The organism is Terasakiispira papahanaumokuakeensis (assembly GCF_001709345.1).
In the GTDB taxonomy this organism is placed as follows: domain Bacteria; phylum Pseudomonadota; class Gammaproteobacteria; order Pseudomonadales; family Halomonadaceae; genus Terasakiispira; species Terasakiispira papahanaumokuakeensis.
The window spans coordinates 261,414-282,831 of record NZ_MDTQ01000001.1 but is presented as its reverse complement, the minus strand read 5'-3'; the positions used below and the strand labels follow the sequence as shown (position 1 = coordinate 282,831).

Genomic DNA, 21,418 nt, shown 5'->3' with positions numbered 1-21,418 from the left:
AATTCACATCAGCAGAACTGTAACGGTCTCACTAACACCGAATTGAAACCCCGAGCGATGTGCTCGGGTCAAGGATTTATGAATGAGTGATCACGACACACTGGCTCGCACATTAGCCCGCGACCCCAACCAGGTGGTTCAAGTACTGGCTGAAGCGCTGCCTTACATTCAAAAGTTTTCCGGCAAAACCATCGTCGTTAAATACGGCGGCAATGCCATGACTGAAGACACCCTGATTGACTCCTTTTGCCGTGATATCGTGTTACTCAAAGAAGTCGGCTTAAATCCAGTCGTGGTGCATGGCGGCGGCCCACAAATCGGCCAGCTGTTGAATAAACTTAATATTGAGTCACGTTTTGTCAACGGCATGCGCGTCACCGATAATGATACGATGGATGTCGTGCAGATGGTTTTAGGCGGGCTGGTCAATAAAGAAATTGTGACCCAGTTAAACCTTGCAGGCGGCAAAGCCATTGGCCTCACCGGTAAAGATGCACAACTGATCCGTGCTAGAAAATTGCAGGTTGAGCATCAAAGTGCGGAGATGACCGCGCCCGAAATCATCGATATTGGCCATGTCGGTGAAGTCGATCATATCGACACAACGTTAATCCGCATGCTGAGCGAACAGCACTACATTCCCGTGATCGCACCTATTGGCGTTGATGCACAGGGAGCGTCTTATAATATCAATGCGGATTTAGTCGCCGGAAAAGTGGCCGAAGCCTTGCAAGCTGAGAAATTGATGCTGCTGACAAATGTTTCGGGCTTGATGGATAAGACCGGACAGGTCTTAACTGGGCTCACCACTGAACAAGTCGACGGACTGATTACCGACGGCACAATTTATGGTGGCATGTTGCCCAAAATCAGCTGCGCCCTGAATGCCGTCAAAGCGGGGGTGACCAGTGCACAGATCATTGATGGCCGCGTACCCCATGCCACTCTGCTCGAAATCTTTACCAAAGCGGGGGTTGGCACCATGATCACGAACCGAGAGAGTCAGGCCATTTAAGCGATAACCCAAAGACACTCAGGCCTTTCATTAAGACCTTATTCGGGCAACCCCTTTGGCAGATTGACTCACCGAAGTGGAAGCCATAGCCCCAATATCACGACTCCGCCCCCGGAGTGCAGAGTCAAGTGTCGCAACGATTGTCGACCTGCTTTCCGGGGGGTAGGATAGGCACGGCAAGCCGATAATTAGAATGGACCTATGACGCAGGAAACTCAAAGCCTTTCACGCCGGGAGCAGATCCTCCAGGCCCTGGCCCAGATGTTGGAAACACGACCAGGAGCTCGCATCACAACCTCCGCACTGGCTCGCGAAGTTGGCGTGTCAGAAGCCGCGTTGTACCGGCATTTCCCCAGCAAAGCCAAGATGTTCGAAGGACTGATCGAGTTCATCGAAGACACTATTTTCACCCGCATCAGCTTGATCTTGCAGGAAGAAGATACAACACTGGCCCGCTGTGAACATTTACTGACACTGGTCTTAGCCTTTGCAGAGCGCAACCCAGGCATGTGTCGCTTAATGACCGGCGATGCCCTGGCAGGAGAGAAAGATGACCGCTTGAGAAATCGCATGGTGCAGTTTTTTGACCGGCTAGAGGCTCAGCTCAAACAAGTGCTCCGCGAAAGTGAGCTTCGTGAAGGGCTTTCAGTCGCATTACCCGTCTCAACCGCTGCCAGTATGTTATTAGCCGTTATTGAGGGCAGGATTATTCAATTTGTGCGCAGCGGCTTCCGCCGCAAGCCTACCGATGACTGGTCAAACCAGTGGCAATTCCTGTCCCAGAGCCTTTTGTGTAGCGAATCCAAAAAAGATGTCCCAGCTTAATTAAAATGCCGGTCAACCCCATGCATCATGCTTCAATGAAAAGCGTGCATGGGGTTTGCCACCGGCCACATCATGCATAACCAACCACAGCATGTATAAAAAGCGACGTCCTCGAACGGATATCATCGAGTCGGCTAGCGACGAAATTTGACGATATTCATCAACGCAAGCAATGCCAATACGGCAAACCCCATCAGAGTCCACCCTGGCAACGTAATCCCCATAAAGATGCCTTCAATTTCGGCACACTCACCACTGCCACTGAGCACTTCTTTGAATACCTGCATCAGCGGTAAAACATCCATCATATAATCAAGGCCGGGTCCACAGCTCGGCACTTGATCGGCCGGTAAGCTTTGTAACCATAAGTGCCTGAGCGCAAGACCGATACCCACCAAGGAAGCCCCTAACGTCAGGACACCATGAAAACGGCTGCCGAGCGCACCTGCGCCATGTAAAAAAGCCACAAGGAATAAAAGCCCTGCGGCCATCACGGCAACGCGTTGGAAGATGCACAAAGGACACGGATCAAGCCCAACCACATGTTGTAAGTAAAGGGCAAAGGTCAGCATGCCGGCACACATCAAAAATCCGAGAAGATTTAGGCTTCTGGAAGACAGCATCATGTTAAAAATCCCTGCTCAAAGGCTAAAATGAGGCCATATTGTATAGGTATGGCCGTGTAAAAACGGTGAAATCAAGATACAAGACGTTGACGCATGAGGGCATTCTTTTACCAAAGCGTGCTCGCCATGTGTTTTGACATCGGTTATCTTGCTGTTGAATAAAATGAAGTCGAACGTCTACAGGGAGACGAGAATGCGCAAGCTGCTGCTGTTGGGCTTGATCGCCCTTCTGCTGCCGGTCGTACCGGCCCACGCGGAAGAAGAAGGGGAAAACAACATCCACTATGTGGCGCTGGAGCCATCGTTTGTTACGAATTATGGCGGCCCCGGGCGCTTGAAGTACCTGAAGGTTGACGTCACCTTGGTGACAGAGACTCCAGAACAGCAGGCAGCCCTTGAACACGAGATGCCTGAAGCCCGCAATATTCTGGTGATGCTTTTTTCCCAACAATCGGATGCTGAAGTCACCACGCCAGATGGGCAGGATGATCTGCGAGCGAAAGCCCTTAAAGCGCTTCAAGACCGCTTTAAAGAGCTGGTCAATGATCCGGTCGTTCAAGACGTACTCTTCACCAATCTGATTTATCAGAAATAAAGCGTTCAGTTTTGCCTAAAGGGCAAACCGAACACCCCGTCACAAGGCCAATTTAAAACTCTAGCCGTGAAACCCGGCCTACTCACCAGAGGGATGGCCGGGGTCTAGCTCAGCCCCACAAAACTTGCAAAAACGGGCATTATCATCATGCCCTTCTTTACCACACCCCGGACAAACTCGCCCTGTCTGATACCGCATTGACCGAGAAAGTTCCACGGTCACAATGCCGGTCGGAACCGCGATAATGGCGTAACCTAAAATCATCACCACCGATGAGACCGCTTGTCCCAGAGGCGTTAATGGCGAGATATCCCCATATCCCACAGTGGTTAATGTAACCACCGCCCAATACACAGAACGAGGAATGCTGGTGAAACCCGCCTCTGGCGATTCAATCAGAAACATCAGAGAACCAAAAATGACCACCAGCGTTGCGACCGTAAACAAAAACACCGTGATTTTGCGACGACTAGCCCGCATCGCTTCAGTCAAGGCTTGAGCCTCACCGACATAGCGCATAAGCCGTAGCACGCGAAACACCCGTAAAACACGCAACAAACGAATCACCAGCATATACTGGCTGCCCGCTAATAATAGGCTGATATATGCAGGTAAAACCCCGAGCAGATCAACAATGCCATAAAAACTCCGAGCATAAGCCCACGGCTTGCCAATACACCACAGCCGCACCAGGTACTCAACGGTAAACAACACCGTGAACAACCATTCCAGAAAGTAAAAAAACGCCCCCCAACGCGCATGAAGGGCTGGAACGGAGTCCAACATGACGGCCAAGACACTCAGTAAAATACTGATAATGAGCACGACATCAAAAGCCTTACCCAAAGGCGTATCGGCCTCGAAAATAATGTCGTAAATACGCTCACGTCGAGAAGGCATTACTCTGCCACCGGGTTTGAATCAGTCGTCAAATGAGGGGGCGCAAAATCACTGGCGCCCTCAAGAGAGCTTGAAGGCACGACTTGATGACACCACTGATCTAATTGCGCAGAGAGTGCTTGTCCCTGACGTCCCAGCTGTAACATCCATTGGCGAGACTGTTGCAGCAAATGATGATGGAGCGACTCGGGCAAATTATCCTCATCTAATAAAATGCTGAATCCAGTCAACCACTCGACCCCCTCACGAAGCTCAACCGCCTGGCGATATCCACCACTTTCAGGGGCCAATAGCAATAAGAGGGTCTCTAATCGCATCAAGGCACCCAAACGATGCGTCCAGCCTTCGATCACCAGTGGCTGTTTAGGTAACTGCAAACGCTTCACCTGCTCATCCAGTAAATTAATCGCCACCTGCCGCCAAGGTTTGTCCAGCTCACCTCGGCACTCAGGCCCCGCCTGATGAGCCCATACCATACAAGCCACCGTGGCTTCACCCACTTCTCGTTGCCACCAGCGCTGGCGATACTCTTGACGTCGTCGCGCATAATCAAGGTGGCCTTGCCGCCATAGCGCATCACGACCGGACAAGCTCAATGACTGCAAGCAACGATCTCGCCTCATCTGATGCCCAATGGGTGCCAAGTGCTGACGCAACCAACTTAAATTAGGACGCAAGTCTCCTAAGCCACATGAGGTCTGTTGACGCGCCAGCAAGACCGAAAGAGCATGTAGACGGGAAAGGTAGCGTTCAGCCTCTAGCAAGTGCACTTCCTGACCATCAAAAGCAAAGGCCTCATGAGCTCGAGCCCAACAATCCAGCCAATGGCCTGTCAACTGCTGGGCAAGTGAGAGCAGACTCATCCCCTCATCAAGTCGTCCCAGGGATTTTTCACGAGCGGTCTCCTGGGGCCTTAGTAAGCGCAAGCCGCGTTCAGCTTTGCTGATAGTTAATAGCTGTACAGGAAAATGCAGTGCCAAATCTTGAGCTAACATTAACAAATCAAAGGCATGACCTGATTTCAGCTCAAACTCCAACTCACATAAAGGGTCTTGGCGACGACGGCCTCCTGAACCCGGCGGCACCGCCACTTCACCTTGATCCAATACGATCTCAATATGGCTACCAGAAGACGTGTGCACATCCCATGCTTGACGAGTAAAATGAGTCGTAAAGCTCAGTGCCAGGCGATCGCCCACGCCCTCGGGCAAAACACCTTCAGGCAGCAAAGAAAGATCTAATACGGGCTGACTAAGCGCGCTTTCCCACTCCCCACGGCGACTCAACCCCGCCTGTTGCTCTCCGCTGGTTTTGAGCGTCTGAATCCACTGATCTCCCGCACGGCGAATACGCAAGGCCATACGCGCCTGCTGCAAGGCCAGATCCGGCGTATCGTAATAATCATTTTCAAGGCGCTGAACAGGACGCGCTTTCGCGTTGATATTGTCCAACCAAGCCGAACGCATCCACTGCTCAGCCCGCTCTTTTTGAATCGCGAGTTTCAGTTCAATTTCGTTAGCCATAGACGCTCCTCACTTTAAATTGGATTGTCACCTGCCCTGGAGGTAGACACAAGCACCCCCCAAAGCCATGAGAAGCACAATACAAGTGTCAAAAATTAGTCATTGAGCTGAACTTTTTATGACATCCGGCAACATGGCTTTTATACTCAGCACCACTTTGACAACCACCAAGCTTGAAGTGTCGTCTCTGACGTCAACCACAGGGTGTACCCATGCCGACAAGCAACCCGCTCTCTCAGCTTTTTGGACGCTCTCCCTTTGGTCCATTACAGGACCATATTGAGCGCACTTATGCCTGTGCCGAGCAACTTATTCCTTTCTTCGCCGCCACCATTGCCAATGATTGGGATGAAGCACAGAAAATTCGTGACCAAATCAGTCAGCTGGAGCATGAGGCCGACGAACTGAAACGAGAAATTCGAATTAGCCTGCCCAATAGCCTGTTTACAGCGGTTCCTCGCAGTGAGCTGCTACAACTGGTCAGCCTGCAAGATAAAATCGCCAACCGAGCCAAAGATATCGCCGGCCTGATGCTGGGCCGAAAAATGGGCATTCCAAAAACGATGGCCGAAGCCATGCTCGCTTATGTGCGCAGCGGCGTCCTGGCCGTCGACCAAGCTCGACAAGCCATCACCGAACTGGACGAATTGATCGAATCCGGCTTTGGCCGTCAAGTCAGTGATTTGCTCAATCGCATGATTCAGCAGTTGGATAAACTAGAACATGATGCCGACCGCCTTCAGGTCAGTATCCGAGCCCAACTATTCCAGCTCGAAAAAGACATGTATCCCGTTGATGTGATGTTTTTATACAAGATCATCGATTGGACAGGCGATCTCTCAGATCGCGCTCAAAGCGTTGGTGGTCGCCTCCAGATTATTCTGGCGCGCTAACCCACCTCCATCTTTCATCGAACTGTTTCAGGGTTTTACCTCATGTCCATCGTCATGCAGCATGCGGACATTCTGCTGATTCTCGCTTGCGTTTTTGGTTTCTTTATGGCCTGGGGGGTGGGGGCTAACGATGTCGCCAACGCCATGGGCACCTCCGTTGGCTCCAAAGCGATCACCATTCGCCAAGCCATCGTCATAGCTATGATTTTCGAGTTCGCTGGCGCGTGGCTAGCGGGCGGCGAAGTCACGTCGACCATTCGAAAAGGTATTGTTGATCCCAGTATTTTTACCGGTCATCCTGAACTCCTCGTATACGGCATGCTTGCGGCACTCTTGGCAGCCGGCACTTGGCTAATGATCGCCACCCACTATGGCTGGCCGGTATCCACAACTCACTCGATTGTGGGGGCTATTGTTGGCTTCGCCTCAGTAGGCATCTCTCCAGACGCCGTTCAATGGGGCAAGGTCGGTACGATCGCCTTGAGCTGGGTCACCTCTCCACTGCTCTCAGGCATTATCGGATTCTTACTGTTTGTCAGTGTGCAAAAACTGATTTTTGATGCCAAAGACCCATTTGCCAACGCCAAGCGCTATGTCCCGGTCTATATTTTCCTCGTCGGCTTTCTGGTTGCCATGGTCACCATGATCAAAGGGCTCAAACATATCGGGCTTGACCTCTCGACCCAGTTGAGTACCGCTATTGCCGCCCTGATCGGTATCGCCATGGCAATACTCGGGGCTTGGCTCGAACGCCGCATTCATCGGGGTCAATCGGGTGGTAAAATGCAGATCGCCAGTGTTGAACGCATTTTTGCCCTGTTAATGATGTTCACGGCATGTGCCATGGCCTTTGCTCATGGCTCCAATGATGTCGCCAATGCTGTCGGCCCTCTGGCGGCAGTCGTCAGCGTTGTTTCGAATGCAGGCACCGTCGGCGCCAGCGCGAATATGCCCGTTTGGGTACTCCTGTTAGGCGGTATGGGCATCGTGGCAGGGCTCGCCATGTACGGGCACAAAGTCATTGCGACTGTCGGTAACAACATCACCGAGCTCACCCCCAGCCGTGGCTTTGCTGCGACGCTCGCAACAGCGGCAACGGTGGTCATTGCTTCAGGAACGGGCCTCCCCATCTCAACGACTCATACGCTGGTCGGCGCCGTACTGGGTGTTGGATTAGCCCGAGGCATTGCCGCTTTAAACCTACGCGTCATCGGCAGTATTTTTGCCTCCTGGCTCGTCACACTTCCAGCCGGTGCAACCTTAGCGATTATCTTCTTCTTTATCCTGAAACTGACTTTCGGTACTGAGTTCGAGTACTGATCACACCAGATGATCCCAGGCACGGACATTTAACGTCGCCAAAAAGAGACTCAATACCCTGGCACACGGATGTGCGATGATGCTCTCGCGTCGGACGGCGCAGACCATTCACATAAGGAGGTTAGGGCGATGCAAAAAGGCGCCAAGCTGGGCGTATCTATTCTGGCAATTGGAGTTCTCGGGGCAGGTGCAGCAGGTTGGCTGACCGGCTTTGGCCAGAAAGGTGGCGATAATCCCATCCTATCCCATATTCCTGCAGACACCGCTTTGTTTGCTGGCAACATGACACCACTGGATACAGCAGACCTGGATAAATTGAGCGCCATGGTCACACCCGTTGCCAGTGCGATGAAACAGGCTCTGGCTCAAGTAATGGCAGAGGAAGATGTCAACGACTGGACACCAGGCGCTAAGCTCCTGCTGACCATGCTTAATGACAGCCTGTCTGGAGACCAAGCACAAAAGTTGACTGAAATGGGCATCGCAGCACCGCTCAATGACGCACTTTACAGCGTAGGCCCGCATCCTGTATTCCGTCTCCAGCTTGCAGACACTGAAAAATTTCAGCAGTGGTTAAGTGCACAGATCAAAAATGCTGACGTTTCCACTGAAACAGTCAAGCTAGGCGAGCATGAGTATCAACGTCTGCCGCTCACCCCAGAGAATGAAACGCCTAAGCTTTATCTTGCTATTACCCTCGACGGTGACCAGATGGTCATGACCGTTGACAGCAGCGACTTAGTGGACAGCGATAACTTGGCGATCGCCTTGGGCACCAAAGATCCTCAGAAGGCGCTAGCGGATACTCGCCGTCTGCAAGATCTTGCCAAAAAATACGACCTGACCGGTCAAAGCATGTTTGTGATTGACCATCAGGCTATCGTTGAGGCGATTACCCATCGTGATAGCGAGTTCAGCCAATTGCTGGCCGCTATGGACGAGCAGAAGCATAATCGCCTAGATATGGCCAATGCGCCGCAATATACCCAAGCCTGCCAAGATGAAATGGGCGCCATCGCTGCCGCATGGCCACGTACTGTTGGGGGCTACACCTCTTTGCAGCTCCAAGAGTATCCGATGAGCATTAAAAGCCGGACGATTATTGAGAGCAACGACCAAGCGACACTAGACAGCTTGATGGCTCTGCAAGGGCAATGGCCGGCGCTTAATGATCACCAAGGAGAAAAGTTCGGCATACAGCTGGGCTTGAAAGTCTCTGAGCTGGGTAACACCTTATCAAGCTTATGGGGACGCGCCATGGAAGCTCAGTGGCAGTGTGCTCCCCTACAGCAGATGCAAGCCCAACTGGCTCAAGCAAACCCCGCCATGATTGGCATGGGTGCGGCGATGGCCCAAGGCGTTAACGGACTCGGTTTCAGTCTCTACGATGCTGATTTAAGTGCCATGATACAAACAGGCCAACCCAAGGATCTTTCCGCGACCGTAAGTATTGCCGCTGACAATCCGCAAAACCTGTGGGCACAAGCTAGCGTCATGCTACCGATGCTGAAGAATCAGACGTTGCCGCCCAAAGGCGAAGCGATGGCATTACCGATCCCCGGAGCTCCCGTTGCATTAAAATTAATGCGACATGATCAAATGCTCAATGTGTATACCGGTAAACCGGCAGAAACATTGATGCGTGAGCTGCCTGAAAGCCCAAAATTTGAGCAAGGCCTAATGCGCGTTTCTCAAGACCTTGGCTTTATTGCTCAAGCCATGAAAACCATGACAGAAAATGATGATGTCATGAGGCAAATGAGCTACCGCGATGAGGACGCGACAGAGGCACTCGCCAACTCAAAAGCACTGATGGAGAGCATGTCCGGGCTGCGTCAGGTGTCCGTCATTAAAGTCACAGATCAAGGCTTTGAAGCTGACGATACCCTCTATTTTCGCCAGTAATTAGCCTAGGGTTCGGCCAAGCGTCTGAAACAAGTGCTTGAAAACTGTCTTCAGTTTACGGATTAACACCGTAAAGGCCTGACAGCACTGTGCCCGACTGTTAACATAGCAGTCGGGCAACAGAGCTCATGTTATGAGAGGCAGGCCTTGGCCGACATCAGCAGCCACCAGTTTGTTCACTGGTTTCGTCAATCATCTCCCTATATCAACGCGCATCGAGGCAAAACTTTTGTTTTGCTGCTTGAGGGTGATGCCTTTCTCAGTGATACGCTTGAGAATCTCATTGCCGATATCGCGCTGCTGCACTCACTAGGCGTGAAGTTGGTGCTGGTGCATGGTGCCCGCCCCCAACTCCATCAACGCCTCACCGAAGCAGGCCTCCATTGGCACACCCATCAAGATAGGCTGATCGCTCACCCCGATCTCATGCCTCACCTTTTGGCAAGCGTGGGCGCTGTCCGGAGTGAACTGGAAGCCCGTCTTTCCATGGGACTCCCTAACTCACCGATGCACGGTGCAGCGCTGCGCGTCATGAGCGGCAACCTGATTACCGCACGCCCGATGGGTGTACGCGACGGCATCGACTTTCACTTTTCCGGTGAAGTCCGCAAAGTCCAAACAGAAGCCATTCAAGACCTACTCGACAAGGGCGCCATTGTGCTGATGTCACCCTTAGGTTATTCCGCCACAGGGGAGGCCTTCGACTTGGATGCCGAAAGCGTGGCGATGGCCGCCGCCACTCACCTCAACGCCGATAAGCTCATCTTACTTGGCCAAGATGCTGGGCTTAAGAACACAGAAGATCAGTTGATTCGAGAGTTAGCGCCAAGAGAAGCCGATCCTCACCTTGCCCGCTTAGATAGCCACACGACCCTATCACGTCACCTGAGAGCGGCCTGCTGGGCCTGTCGTCGAGGCGTGAAACGCGCCCATTTATTGAGTTATTTACGAGATGGCGCTCTGTTACAAGAGCTCTTTACCCGTGATGGTGATGGCACCATGTTGACTCAGCAGGGCTATGAGACATTGCGCGGGGCAACCATCGAAGATGTCGGCGGCCTGCTGGCCCTCTTAAAACCCTTTGAAGACCAAGGCATTCTGGTCAGACGTTCACGCGAACTGCTTGAAGCTGAAATAGAGCGCTTTACCGTCATTGATCGCGATGGCAGCATTATTGGCTGTGCAGCACTTTACCCTTATCCGGAGCAAAGAGCAGGAGAACTGGCATGTGTTGTGATTGCCCCAGAGTACCGCCGAGGGCAACGCGGAGATGCACTCCTAGCCCACATCCAACGCCAAGCCCGAGCCCAAGGCTTAGACCAACTCTTCGTATTAACAACGCATACTGCCCATTGGTTTCGAGAACACGGGTTTGAGCCCGCCTCGGTGGAAAGCCTGCCTATGGCCAGGCGCGCCCTCTACAACTGGCAACGCAACTCTCGCATTTTTGTGAAGTGGCTATAATTCATAGGACTCAGAAGTGGTCATGGGCCTATTTTAGCGAACGCAATAATCGATTTTGATCCATTAACGAGCTTCGATTAAAAGCGCGAAGACCATCAAGACCTGAGCGCCCCCTCCTCGATCTTCGCCTGAAAACAAATAAATGTACGTATTGATGCGACTAGGCGTCAAATCAAAGTCGCGATTCAGAGACGCCAGAACAGCCTTGAATAGGCGCTTCTATCAAATCACCTCAAATACTGTCTCCATTCATAAACATTCTTTTACACTTTACAGGCTCAGCGACATAAATTTTAGCCAAACCACGCACAACAAAAATCATAACAATCTGTTTTAAAATGATTTTTATAAAAATTGGCATGCCTTTCGCAATACCTTAATCAAGCAGTCACCCATTGACACTGCCAGTCCGGGAGCGACCCAGTCACCGGACGACTCGTAAAATTCTCATGACCAGGCAGAATGTTACGAGAGCTCTTTTCCCTTCAGTTCCCTGCGTAATTGCGGGCCGACCCAGTCGGCCCGTTTTTTTTGCCTCAACTTTTTTGCCTTAACGCACGGGTTCATGCTGCTCTGGGTTGTGAGTATCACGTGACAGAAATAGATACCCATTCAGCGCTATTACAGCGATAATTACTGACTTCTGGTAACCTTGTGATCTTTATCGGACAACTCAAAAGGCGAGCCTGGCAATGGCAAAGCCCTCGTAATTGGATTGATATGGCGCGTACTCGCTGGCGGCCACGCTCGCTACTGCAATTGGTATTGATTGGTTTCGGCATGGTCATGCTGCCGCTAGGCATCTTGCTGGGCCAATCATCACAAGCCTTAAAACAATTATCGGTATTGGCCGATGAAAGCGCTCGTCAAGCCGTTGAGTACACTCGCCGCGCCCAAAGTATTTCCAGCCTCGCACTGGATATCGAACGCACGGCGCGCCAGTACCAGGTTGTCGAAGATGCCGACCTGCTCGATGTTCTCCAGCAACAGCAGGCGCAATTTATTCGTCTTTTAAGCATGCGTTTTGAGACATTGCCGACACCTGAAACTGAGCCTATGCTACAAGCGCTCATGCCGAAGCTGGCCACACTAGGCGCAGGCCAAGACCCAACACCAGACGCCGCGCTTGAAGCGCTGACGGAACTGGTCCCCTTATCACAAGAATACCAAAACAGTAGCCGCCAGCAGGTGGATCAGGCGCTGGAACAAATGCGTCAACATACCTTGCATGTTCGCCAGCGGATCTGGTGGCAGGCCGCCTTGCTGATTGGTTTATCGCTGTTGCTGGTCGTCCTATTCAGTTATTTAATTGTACGTCCCATCCATCGTCTTGAACGCAGGATTCGAAGCATTGGCGACCCCGATGCTCCAGAGGAAAAAACCCCTCTTCGAGGTCCGGCCGAGCTGGTGATGTTGGGAGAACGGCTCGACTGGTTGACGGAACGTTTGGATGAAGTTGATGCTCAAAAACGTCAGTTTCTCCGGCATATGTCTCACGAACTGAAAACCCCCCTTGCCAGTATTCGGGAAGCGGGGGATTTGCTGCATGATCAAGTCCTCGGGCCACTGACAGATGAACAGCGAGATATCACCGACCTACTCAGCGAAAACAGCCGACAACTGCAAGCATTGATTGAGCAACTGCTAGACTACAACCTGCTTCAGGGGCACCAAGACGTCGATAAACGAGATTTTGATTTGCGAGCGTTATTGGATGAAGTCTTGGTAGGCTACCGTCTGACGGTCAGACAAAAAGCGATTGAGGTGATTTTGCCAGACCCAGAAACATTATGTTTTGGTGATCGCCGTCTCATCCGCCGGAGCTTAGATAATTTAATCTCAAATGCGGTCTTTTACGGTGATGAGCAAGGTATCATTCGTGTTGAAATCGAACGACAAAACGATAATCAAAAAGTAAGAGTAGGCAATACAGGCCCCAAGATTCCGCCTGCCGACGCACAACATATTTTTGAGCCATTTCGTCAAGGAAGCGCCAAACGAAATGGCCCGGTAAAAGGCTCAGGAATCGGCCTGTCGGTCGCGGCAGATTGCGCACGCGTGCAAGGTGGCCAGATCCATTTAATCGACCGTGATGATGTTGATGTGTGCTTTGAAATTATTTTACCAACCGCCTAAAAATGGCGCAGGCGAAGTTGGTCACGCTATGAATTGGAATGGGAACTAATGAAAATCTTAAGGCCTTATCATCACGCACTGCGCGTGAGTGCCCTTGTTTTAAGTACTGTATTACTGATGACAGGTTGTAGCCAATGGCCAACGAGCAATGCGAAATCTGCCATGGTTGAGCGCTCCTGCCCGATCCAAACATCGCTGTCTCTCAAGGACGACACTTGCCAAATGAGGGCCTGGAATCGTTGGCTAGAAGAGCATAGGGGGCAAGATAGCCATGAGCGAGCAGCCGAAGTTTCAACACTGCCCAAAACATTGGTCGGCCAAGTGCAGCGTATCGCACTGCTGAGCCAACCGGGCGCATCTTCGGCACAGGCCAATCAGGCACGCACCCTGATGACATCGGTATCGGATCAAATGCCGCCCACACTTCGGGGCTGGCTCACGATGCAACTGGAGTGGCATGCCACGCTTGAGCATTTGCAAGCACGTCATGCCAATACCCTGGATCAAATTCAGGATCTCGAGCGCCAACGTGACCAGCTGGAAGAGAAACTACAGGCACTGACCGATATCGAACGCAGTATTAATTTGCGTAAGCAAGAAGTCCGCCAGTAAGCCACAAAGCGAAAAGCGCCGGCTGAGGCGGACATTCGATAATCGATCATGAAAGGTCCCTAACATGACGGCAGACAAGGCTCATATCCTTCTGGTTGACGACGATCCCAGCCTGCTCAAACTGCTCTCGCTCAGGCTTGAGAGCGGTGGTTACCAAGTGACTTGCGCTCACGATGGGCGCTCAGCACTAGAGTGCCTGAAGCGTTATCCACCTGATTTGGTGATTAGCGACCTTCGAATGGATGAGATGGATGGCATGGATCTTTTTGGCCATATCCAGCAAGCAAATCCAGGACTCCCGGTAATTATCATCACCGCGCACGGCAGCATTCCTGAAGCCGTGAGTGCAACCCGTCAGGGAGTCTTTGGCTTCCTGCCCAAACCGGTCGAAAAGCAAGAACTGTTCCGTATTATCGAAGAGGCCTTATCGCAAAGCGCGCCGCAATGCGATGATACCTGGCGCCGGGAGATCATTACCCACAGCGCCAAAATGGAACAGATCTTAGAACAGGCACGCCGGGTTGCGGTTTCTGATGTCAGCGTACTGGTGACAGGCCCATCCGGTGCCGGGAAAGAGCTCCTAGCACGAGCGATTCACAAGGCCAGCACACGCCGAGATAAGCCGTTTGTCGCCATCAACTGCGGTGCTTTACCCGAGCAACTGCTTGAATCTGAACTCTTTGGCCACGCCAAGGGCGCCTTCACCGGCGCTACCAGTGAGCATGAGGGTTTATTTCAAGCGGCCAATGGCGGCACCCTGTTCCTGGATGAAGTCGGCGACATGCCATTAGCCGTTCAGGTCAAGTTGCTACGCGCCTTGCAAGAACGTCAAATCAGGCCACTCGGTGCCACTCATCACGTCGATATTGATGTTCGCATTATCTCGGCCACCCATCGAGATCTTGAAACAGCGATGGAAAACACGGAATTTCGTGAAGATCTTTACTATCGCTTGAACGTCGTCAATCTTCGGTTACCCTCTCTTCAGGAACGACCGGAAGATATTCCGATGTTGGCAAGGCACCACCTGGCCAGAGCCGCTGAGCGTCACAAGCCCTCGGTCAAAGGGTTCTCACGTGATGCCATGGCCATGCTCGCCAGTGCACCTTGGCCGGGTAACGTACGCCAGCTGGTGAATGTGGTTGAGCAGTGTGTCGCGCTCACCCCAACACCCATGATCAGTGAAGCCCAAGTGGCTCAAGCGCTGAGTCATGAAGCTCAAGGCATTCCGTCGTTTAATGATGCCCGGGCTGAGTTTGAAAAAACATACCTCAGCAAAGTACTGAAACTCACTGAAGGTAATGTCACTCAAGCCGCTAAAATCGCTGGGCGTAACCGGACCGATTTCTATAAACTCCTTAATCGGCATGATCTTGAAGCGGCCATGTTCAAAGAAAGCAAGTCGGCCGGCTAACCGCTGGTGCGCATGATTTAGTTAAGAGGCTCAAATGCAGAACCCGCTATCCGTACTGTCCCGCTTATTGCTTCTCGTCCTGCTGAGTGTCTCAGCTGTGGCGCAGGCGGCCTATGTGACTGATGATCTGTCGGTCAATCTACGCACGGGCCCAGGCACCCAGTACCGGATTACCAAGCTGATGCCAGCGGGCACCCGTATTGATGTACAAGATACCCAGCAAGGCTGGGCGAAAGTCAGTACACCCTTTGGTGAAGGCTGGATGCTGGCAGACCAAATCAGCGACACGCCTTCAGCCAAAGCCCGCTTGGCCTCTGCTGAAAGAACCGTGACCCAACTCAAAGAAGAGAACCAATCTTTAGAGTCATCACTAACTGAAACCCGAACCACCCGTGATGAACTCAAAAAATCTCTGAGTGATTTGCAAACGCGATACGATGACTTACAGAGCGAGCACAAGAAACTGCGTGAGTCGACAGGCAACTTGCCGCAAATCGTGGATGAAAATAAGACGTTAAAACAACGTCTCAGCAAACTTGAAACACAAACTGAGGATCTCAGCACACAGAATGTGGTGTTACGCACCAACATCATCCGGGACTGCTTAATTGTCGGCGCCGGTATTCTGATTGTGGGTATGCTCTTAGGCTTATTATTACCCATGCTGAAACGACGTAAAAAAACCGACTGGGCCTAACCAATGGCCAACACTTTTAGCCGCCTCTAGGGTTGAGCCTGCTGCTGAATTCAAGACATGTCGGTGAATAAACTTATGGCGTTTGGGAGGCTGACCCAAGCGCCATATTTGTTTATCCTACAAAAAATTAGAGAAAATCAGGCCAGTAAGCGTCAATTTGATGTATTAACATATCGTGCACCTGGGACGCTCTTCACTAATAACGTAATTCACCATACTCAACACGTTCGTATCGAGCGATACACTATCACCATCTCATATCAGGGATTTGATCATGCACCCTCTCCAGCACCATAAGGCACGGCATCCATTCTTCACACTCACCGCCTCGTTAACACTCCTCGCAGGGCTATCATTTGTGCCTGTGCAACACGCACAAGCCGAAGAGCTTAATTTGTTCGTAGGGGGGGCTTTGGGCGCAGGTGATGGTGACATCGATTACTCACAACGCCGCACACCCTGGTCCCGTCAATATGAAGGAGAGGTCGATAGTGACACCACGACCGCCTTGTCAGGGCGTTTTGGCTATAAGCCCTCCGAGCACTTTCGCCTCTATGGTGAACTGGGGGGAGTGGTCTGGGATAACGCCGCCGCAGTAACGATCACGGCCAATGCCGATTTTCTGCTGCCTTTAGCTGACGGTGTTCAGCTGTTTGTCGGTGGCCATGTCGGAACAGCAGGCTTCAGTCATGACGATGCCGATGATGATACCGATGCAAGTGCAGCCTTTGGAGGGCAAGTCGGTGGCATCGTCCAATTAGGTGACAGCCCCGTCACACTCGAACTCGGCTACCGCTACAGCAAAACCGATGCCGAATCTGAAGACGATGATTATTACTACAACCGCAAATATACCCTGAACCACCTATCGTACGGCTACCTTGGCGCCTACTATCACTTTTAAGCGGGCGACTCATTTAAGCTGGCGATTTCAAGCCCTGCCATACCTCATGATGGTAGGGCTCATGATTGATCAACATGGATTCACTTCACTGACCTATCCCGCTCACGCACACGATTAACGGACCTCACTGCCGAGTACTCTTGTGCCACTCTCTTGATCGGCTTGCTGGATGCATTCGCCTTGAGGCTGAGGCGTTGCCGCCCAGCATTGGAAAAGCGCAGAGATCTTACGTCGCCCAACAAGCGTGCTGGGGAAAACGATGTGCCGATGGTCATCCAGTAACCAAAGGGCCACGGGGGAATGAGCTTTCTCGAATAAACGCTCACTGTGATGGGCAGGCACGACGGTATCATCGCGACTGGCCACAAGCACCAGCGGTGTGGGGCTGATTCGATCCACATAGCGAATGGGGCTTAAATCGTCACTAAATAGCCAAGACAGCGGATACTGAAAGGGCCATGTCAGCCAAATATCTCCCAGCTTTTCTCGCGCAATGTCGCGATAACTAGAGAAAGCACTGTCAATCAGAACCCCCCGTACATACTGCGCTTCTGGTGCGCGCCCCAGTACCGTAATGGCGGTGGCCCCGCCGATGCTCTGCCCAAAGACAATCAACGGTAAACCTAGCGCTTCTGCTCGTTGAGCAGCCAGTGCTAACGCAGCCCTGGCATCGCGATGAACACCAATAATATCTGGTGAACCTTGTGAATGACCAAAGCCACGATAGTCAAACTCCATTACATGCCAGCCTTGTTCAGCCAGCCAATACACATTACCAAAATGAGTGCTGATATTTTCCGCATTGCCATGAAGGTGGAGCACAACGCCTAAAGCCGGTTCACCATTTTGTGCCGGTAACCACCAACCACTGAGCGGCGTGCCATCAGTGCTTTCAAAATCGAGCGTTTGAAACGTTAAGCCAACATCATCAGGCGTACGCACCCATTTCGATTCAGGCCAATAAAACAAGCTGCTACAACCGCTGAGAAAGCTGAGCATCACTCCCAATATCGCGAAGGTTCCATATTGTCTTCTCACTCACACCATCCTCATCACCATGGTCATACAAACAGCCGCATAACCGACCATCGATTCAACTGATCACTCATGTCGCCCATGACCGGTCATGAATTAAAAGTAATGTAACCAGCTGACTCGGATATCATCCCGAGTCTCTCCTTGCGCTTGGTGCTCAGCTTGCCATTCAAGACGAATCGCCTGTTCACGGGAAAGGCGCCAATTAGCACCGACCTGACCTTGAAAGACATCCCCCTGGTTACCGCTCACAAAGGGCAACCAGCGTGCTTCCAGACGTAAACGCAACCGGTCCAGTGGCTGCCAACCGCTACCTAAAGAGACGCTGGGAGCCAAACCCCATGCTTGGTCATGGCCGGGCTGATCGAGCCCACCACTGGCATGACCCGCTTGTGCTTCAATCCCAGCAAATGCAAAACCATAGAGGCCATTCATCTGGCCCACCACTTGACCGGCATCGACCGCAAAGCGCCCACGCCAGTATCCCTCACCCGGTTCGCCCACCTGTGTACCGTCTATTTTCAGACGCCAGGCCAGGGGCTTAAAAATGGGCGTACGCGGCGCGTAATTGGCCAACTCCATCACCGTCAGGCGCCAAGGCTCCAAACGCGCATCTTCAGCCCAATAACGCATATCCAGCTCAAGGAAGTTCAACTCAGCGGTTGGCAAGTATCCAGCGGGATCATCCAACATATCGTGATAAGACGGCCGCAACCTTAGATCCAAATAAGAGTTGCCCTCATAATGACCCGCCCCTACCGTCCAGCGGGATGAAGCATGCCCCTCATCAGGGGTCACTTCAGGCGTTTGAACCGATTCAAATGGGCTTCCACCCGGCACCCGAGCACGCGCCAACAGTAAGCGCCTCAATTGCGGCGCAGCCTCTTCACGCGGTAACGGTTGATGCTGAAACCGGAAGTTCATCCATTCATAGGCCAACTCAAGGGCTTCCGCTTTTTGACGATCGCGAGTCAAACGATCCACCGGCGCGGTGGGCGCCTGCGGTTGCGCCAACTGATTCGCTACGGACACCGCCTCAGCAGGCATCTGTTCACTCATCGCGTTTAAACGAGTCGCAAAAGACGGCCGATAATGCACTTGCCCCAATAAACCCTCTTCACGTAAGCGACGAATGGTGTCCACCGGAATCGCATAAAGATCAAAGCCTTGAGTCAGGTTTAAATCATCTCGGGCAACAGAGAGTAATGCCAACAACTGGTAGGAGCAGTTTTCATCAAAGAACCAGTAATCAAAGCGAATATCATTCAGCTCCCAAAGGTGCCACAGCACACGCTGTAACATTTCAGGCGAGAGATTTAGCCGATACTCCCACAAATCCCGGCTTTCCAGGTCATTATATTCATTGACCTTTTTGTAATAAGGCATTAACGAGAAAAAGCCACCATAAGCGCCAAAAATCCCTTTAATGGCATAAAGGGCATCCTGCTGATCGGCGGCCACATTGGCTGCAAAATTCACCGCATAAGCCGTTAGATCAGGGTTACGGCTACGATCTTGGGCATCCAAACGTAATAAGGTATGACCAAACATTGAGGACGGGCTATTCATATAGCCCCCAGGGAAGACTAGCGTCATATTGTATGCAGCCACCGCCGACAACCAGCGATCCATCTCAGGGCAAGCACGTTCGGGAATATCCAGACTCAGCCGTCGTTCTAGCCAATGCACTCGCGCGGGCCAATGACAGCGAATATCCTCAGCTTCATCAAGCGATGTTCGAAGCGCTCCTTGCAGAGAGTCCCAAGTCGCACGGAGTTCCGCTTCGGGGTTATGTTGACCATCAGGGGCGAGAAAGAAATCAGGGTCATCGACTTGGCTTTCCCATCCCGATAAAGTCTGATGATAATGACCCAATTGCTGCCAGGCGTTTTCTTGCGCCAGCATCGTAAAGTTGGGTAGCCCACTGGCTAACACCCACTGGCTGAATAACCACCCGACCACAACCGTCAGTCCAGATTGAAAAACGCGCAAAATCACCTCGCCCCATTCCAATTAATCAATAAAAGTGTCCCGCCCTGAATCACTTTATATATCACCCTATTCAATAGGCGTTAAGCGGACTCACATCATAACCATGATTTAAATAGCATCATATCAATATCTATCCTGTTACAACCCCAACACGCCAAGTCCATCACCGTGTTGTCTTGAGCATAATGAGCCCCCTCAAAACAAGGAAGTTCCTGATAGGACTCACATAATGCTCAATAATAAAACACTAGATACAAACAAGGGGCGCCTAAGCGCCCCTCATCTTTAACTCTTTTAAACCGCCCACCGCCATTAAATCAGCACCAAAGTTAATCTCTCGTGCTCATCGGCATGGAGAATGGATGGTTCATCAAGCGTGATTTAGCTCAGAGTGTACTGGCTCAGCGCTTGATCATCGGCCATCAGTGCATTCAGGTTGTTCACAACATCCTGAGCGGTGACGCTTTCAGAAGAGAACACCTGACCAAAGTTATTTTTGGCCAGCGTGGACAGCTGTGCTTTTTCGGCAGAATCCATACCCCATAGTGCAGCCAGCGTATCCAGAGATTCACCTTCGCCACGAGACATATCACGGGCCAGATTATCCAGGTTATTATCAATAAACATGGAGATTTTTTCACGGGAGCTCACAGTACCTTTACCATCACAACCCAAGGTGCCGAAACTCATCCCAAACGTTTGGTTACCAGAAGAACCATTAGTCGTTGCGGCCAGCACTTTAAAGGTCAGACCTGTTTTACCGGCAAAAATCATAGACCCCAGACCACAACCGGCATCAGGATCAGCCTGAGCAGCTGTAAAGGGCATGGCAGCTAGAACCGCAGCAGCAATCATCTTTTTCATAATAGTCAATCCTTCTTATTTATTAATTACGGAACCCGATCCCGAAGCACTGCATTCACAGCACTAAATCATCTTAGCCTACATTCAACGTCAATGTCACAAACGTTCAATAATACCCATGTTCAATATTCAATCAGATGAATCTTGATATCAATAAACACATCAGTATCTGAAAATGCGCCGAACATATCGCGAACTCTTCCAATAAGATCCAACAATATGGCCACTAGCTAAGATGCCTTTAAAAAACTGATTTAATGGCATTAATAATACCAATGGCATTAATAATACCAATAGTTAAAAGCAGCCATAAAAAAGCATCATAAAACGATACTCAGTACGGCTGAACCCTATTTAATTAAACTAACCCAACCGACCACAACCGTCGCACTTTAGAAACATCGCAATACCCGTAATACACCACCGCCGATCACCACCAGCCCAGAAGTTCATACCTCAACCAGGGATGTGTGTATTCGGCGTATGCGTGTAGAATGAGCGGACGGCTTTAAGCCGCTGGACACGAAAAATTTCATGAATATTCGACAGTTCCTATTTCGATTTCGATAGCAGCTATTTAGATCGTACTGATGATTTAGATAGTACTAATAATCTAGATAGCACTGATGATCGAGATAGCACTGATGATGAAGCCCATGATGCGAAACAGGCTTGATCGTTTAAGCCACGACTCGATA

Annotated in this window: 18 protein-coding genes; 12 read left to right on the top strand and 6 right to left on the bottom strand. The window is 51.3% G+C overall.

Features of this window, described 5'->3' with window-relative positions:
- Nucleotides 1-82: 82 nt before the first annotated feature.
- A complete protein-coding gene (gene argB, locus BFW38_RS01225; protein WP_068996750.1) occupies nt 83-1,015 on the top strand; it encodes an acetylglutamate kinase in 933 nt (310 codons plus the stop codon).
- Between the two features lie 201 nt (nt 1,016-1,216).
- The gene (slmA, locus tag BFW38_RS01220; protein ID WP_068996749.1) at nt 1,217-1,840 is read left to right on the top strand and encodes a nucleoid occlusion factor SlmA; all 624 of its coding nucleotides are present in this window, start codon (nt 1,217-1,219) and stop codon (nt 1,838-1,840) included.
- Nucleotides 1,841-1,974: 134 nt separating this feature from the next.
- Here the strand turns inward: slmA and BFW38_RS01215 are convergent, their stop codons facing one another.
- Nucleotides 1,975-2,466 carry a disulfide bond formation protein B gene (locus BFW38_RS01215; protein WP_342668829.1) on the bottom strand — a complete coding sequence of 164 codons (492 nt, stop codon included), beginning with the start codon at nt 2,464-2,466 and terminating at the stop codon, nt 1,975-1,977.
- A gap of 193 nt (nt 2,467-2,659) precedes the next feature.
- On the opposite strand from BFW38_RS01215, the gene BFW38_RS01210 reads away from it, so the two are divergent.
- The gene (locus BFW38_RS01210) at nt 2,660-3,061 is read left to right on the top strand and encodes a flagellar basal body-associated FliL family protein (RefSeq protein WP_068996748.1); all 402 of its coding nucleotides are present in this window, start codon (nt 2,660-2,662) and stop codon (nt 3,059-3,061) included.
- 78 nt (nt 3,062-3,139) lie between these two features.
- On the opposite strand, the gene BFW38_RS01205 is transcribed toward BFW38_RS01210, so the two are convergent.
- Both BFW38_RS01205 and BFW38_RS01200 read right to left on the bottom strand, forming a co-directional pair.
- Nucleotides 3,140-3,961 carry an ion transporter gene (locus BFW38_RS01205; RefSeq protein ID WP_068996747.1) on the bottom strand — a complete coding sequence of 274 codons (822 nt, stop codon included), beginning with the start codon at nt 3,959-3,961 and terminating at the stop codon, nt 3,140-3,142.
- Nucleotides 3,961-5,484, bottom strand: coding sequence for a CYTH domain-containing protein (locus tag BFW38_RS01200; protein ID WP_068996746.1), 1,524 nt, complete (start codon nt 5,482-5,484; stop codon nt 3,961-3,963). Before BFW38_RS01200 ends, BFW38_RS01205 begins: the two co-directional genes overlap by 1 nt.
- Before the next feature lie 212 nt (nt 5,485-5,696).
- Here BFW38_RS01200 and BFW38_RS01195 point away from each other — a divergent pair, with 212 nt between their 5' ends.
- The 9 genes from BFW38_RS01195 (at nt 5,697) to BFW38_RS01155 (ending at nt 16,829) form a co-directional block, all read left to right on the top strand.
- Nucleotides 5,697-6,377 carry a TIGR00153 family protein gene (locus tag BFW38_RS01195; protein ID WP_068996745.1) on the top strand — a complete coding sequence of 227 codons (681 nt, stop codon included), beginning with the start codon at nt 5,697-5,699 and terminating at the stop codon, nt 6,375-6,377.
- 42 nt (nt 6,378-6,419) lie between these two features.
- Nucleotides 6,420-7,697: an inorganic phosphate transporter gene (locus BFW38_RS01190; RefSeq protein WP_068996744.1), complete on the top strand. Its 1,278-nt coding sequence runs from the start codon at nt 6,420-6,422 to the stop codon at nt 7,695-7,697.
- A 129-nt stretch (nt 7,698-7,826) separates the two neighbouring features.
- Complete coding sequence (locus BFW38_RS01185) at nt 7,827-9,602, top strand: hypothetical protein (RefSeq protein ID WP_068996743.1); 1,776 nt, start codon at nt 7,827-7,829, stop codon at nt 9,600-9,602.
- Between the two features lie 147 nt (nt 9,603-9,749).
- Nucleotides 9,750-11,066, top strand: coding sequence for an amino-acid N-acetyltransferase (argA, locus tag BFW38_RS01180; protein WP_068996742.1), 1,317 nt, complete (start codon nt 9,750-9,752; stop codon nt 11,064-11,066).
- Nucleotides 11,067-11,720: 654 nt separating this feature from the next.
- A complete protein-coding gene (locus BFW38_RS01175; protein WP_139116534.1) occupies nt 11,721-13,202 on the top strand; it encodes a sensor histidine kinase in 1,482 nt (493 codons plus the stop codon).
- A gap of 48 nt (nt 13,203-13,250) precedes the next feature.
- Nucleotides 13,251-13,814: a hypothetical protein gene (locus tag BFW38_RS01170; protein ID WP_139116533.1), complete on the top strand. Its 564-nt coding sequence runs from the start codon at nt 13,251-13,253 to the stop codon at nt 13,812-13,814.
- 64 nt (nt 13,815-13,878) lie between these two features.
- Nucleotides 13,879-15,228 (top strand): sigma 54-interacting transcriptional regulator, encoded by a 1,350-nt coding sequence (locus BFW38_RS01165; protein ID WP_068996739.1) that lies wholly within the window; start codon nt 13,879-13,881, stop codon nt 15,226-15,228.
- Nucleotides 15,229-15,262: 34 nt separating this feature from the next.
- Nucleotides 15,263-15,925 (top strand): TIGR04211 family SH3 domain-containing protein, encoded by a 663-nt coding sequence (locus BFW38_RS01160; RefSeq protein WP_068996738.1) that lies wholly within the window; start codon nt 15,263-15,265, stop codon nt 15,923-15,925.
- A gap of 274 nt (nt 15,926-16,199) precedes the next feature.
- Entirely contained in the window at nt 16,200-16,829 is a 630-nt protein-coding gene (locus BFW38_RS01155; protein WP_068996737.1) for an outer membrane beta-barrel protein, read from the top strand.
- A gap of 114 nt (nt 16,830-16,943) precedes the next feature.
- Here BFW38_RS01155 and BFW38_RS01150 read toward each other — a convergent pair whose 3' ends face one another.
- The 3 genes from BFW38_RS01150 to BFW38_RS01140 all read right to left on the bottom strand — a co-directional run bounded on the left by BFW38_RS01150 (nt 16,944) and on the right by BFW38_RS01140 (nt 20,720).
- Nucleotides 16,944-17,867 (bottom strand): alpha/beta hydrolase, encoded by a 924-nt coding sequence (locus BFW38_RS01150; RefSeq protein WP_139116532.1) that lies wholly within the window; start codon nt 17,865-17,867, stop codon nt 16,944-16,946.
- 93 nt (nt 17,868-17,960) lie between these two features.
- A complete protein-coding gene (locus BFW38_RS01145) occupies nt 17,961-19,856 on the bottom strand; it encodes an Lnb N-terminal periplasmic domain-containing protein (RefSeq protein ID WP_139116531.1) in 1,896 nt (631 codons plus the stop codon).
- A gap of 381 nt (nt 19,857-20,237) precedes the next feature.
- A complete protein-coding gene (locus tag BFW38_RS01140; protein ID WP_068996735.1) occupies nt 20,238-20,720 on the bottom strand; it encodes a DUF3015 family protein in 483 nt (160 codons plus the stop codon).
- Nucleotides 20,721-21,418 lie beyond the last annotated feature (698 nt).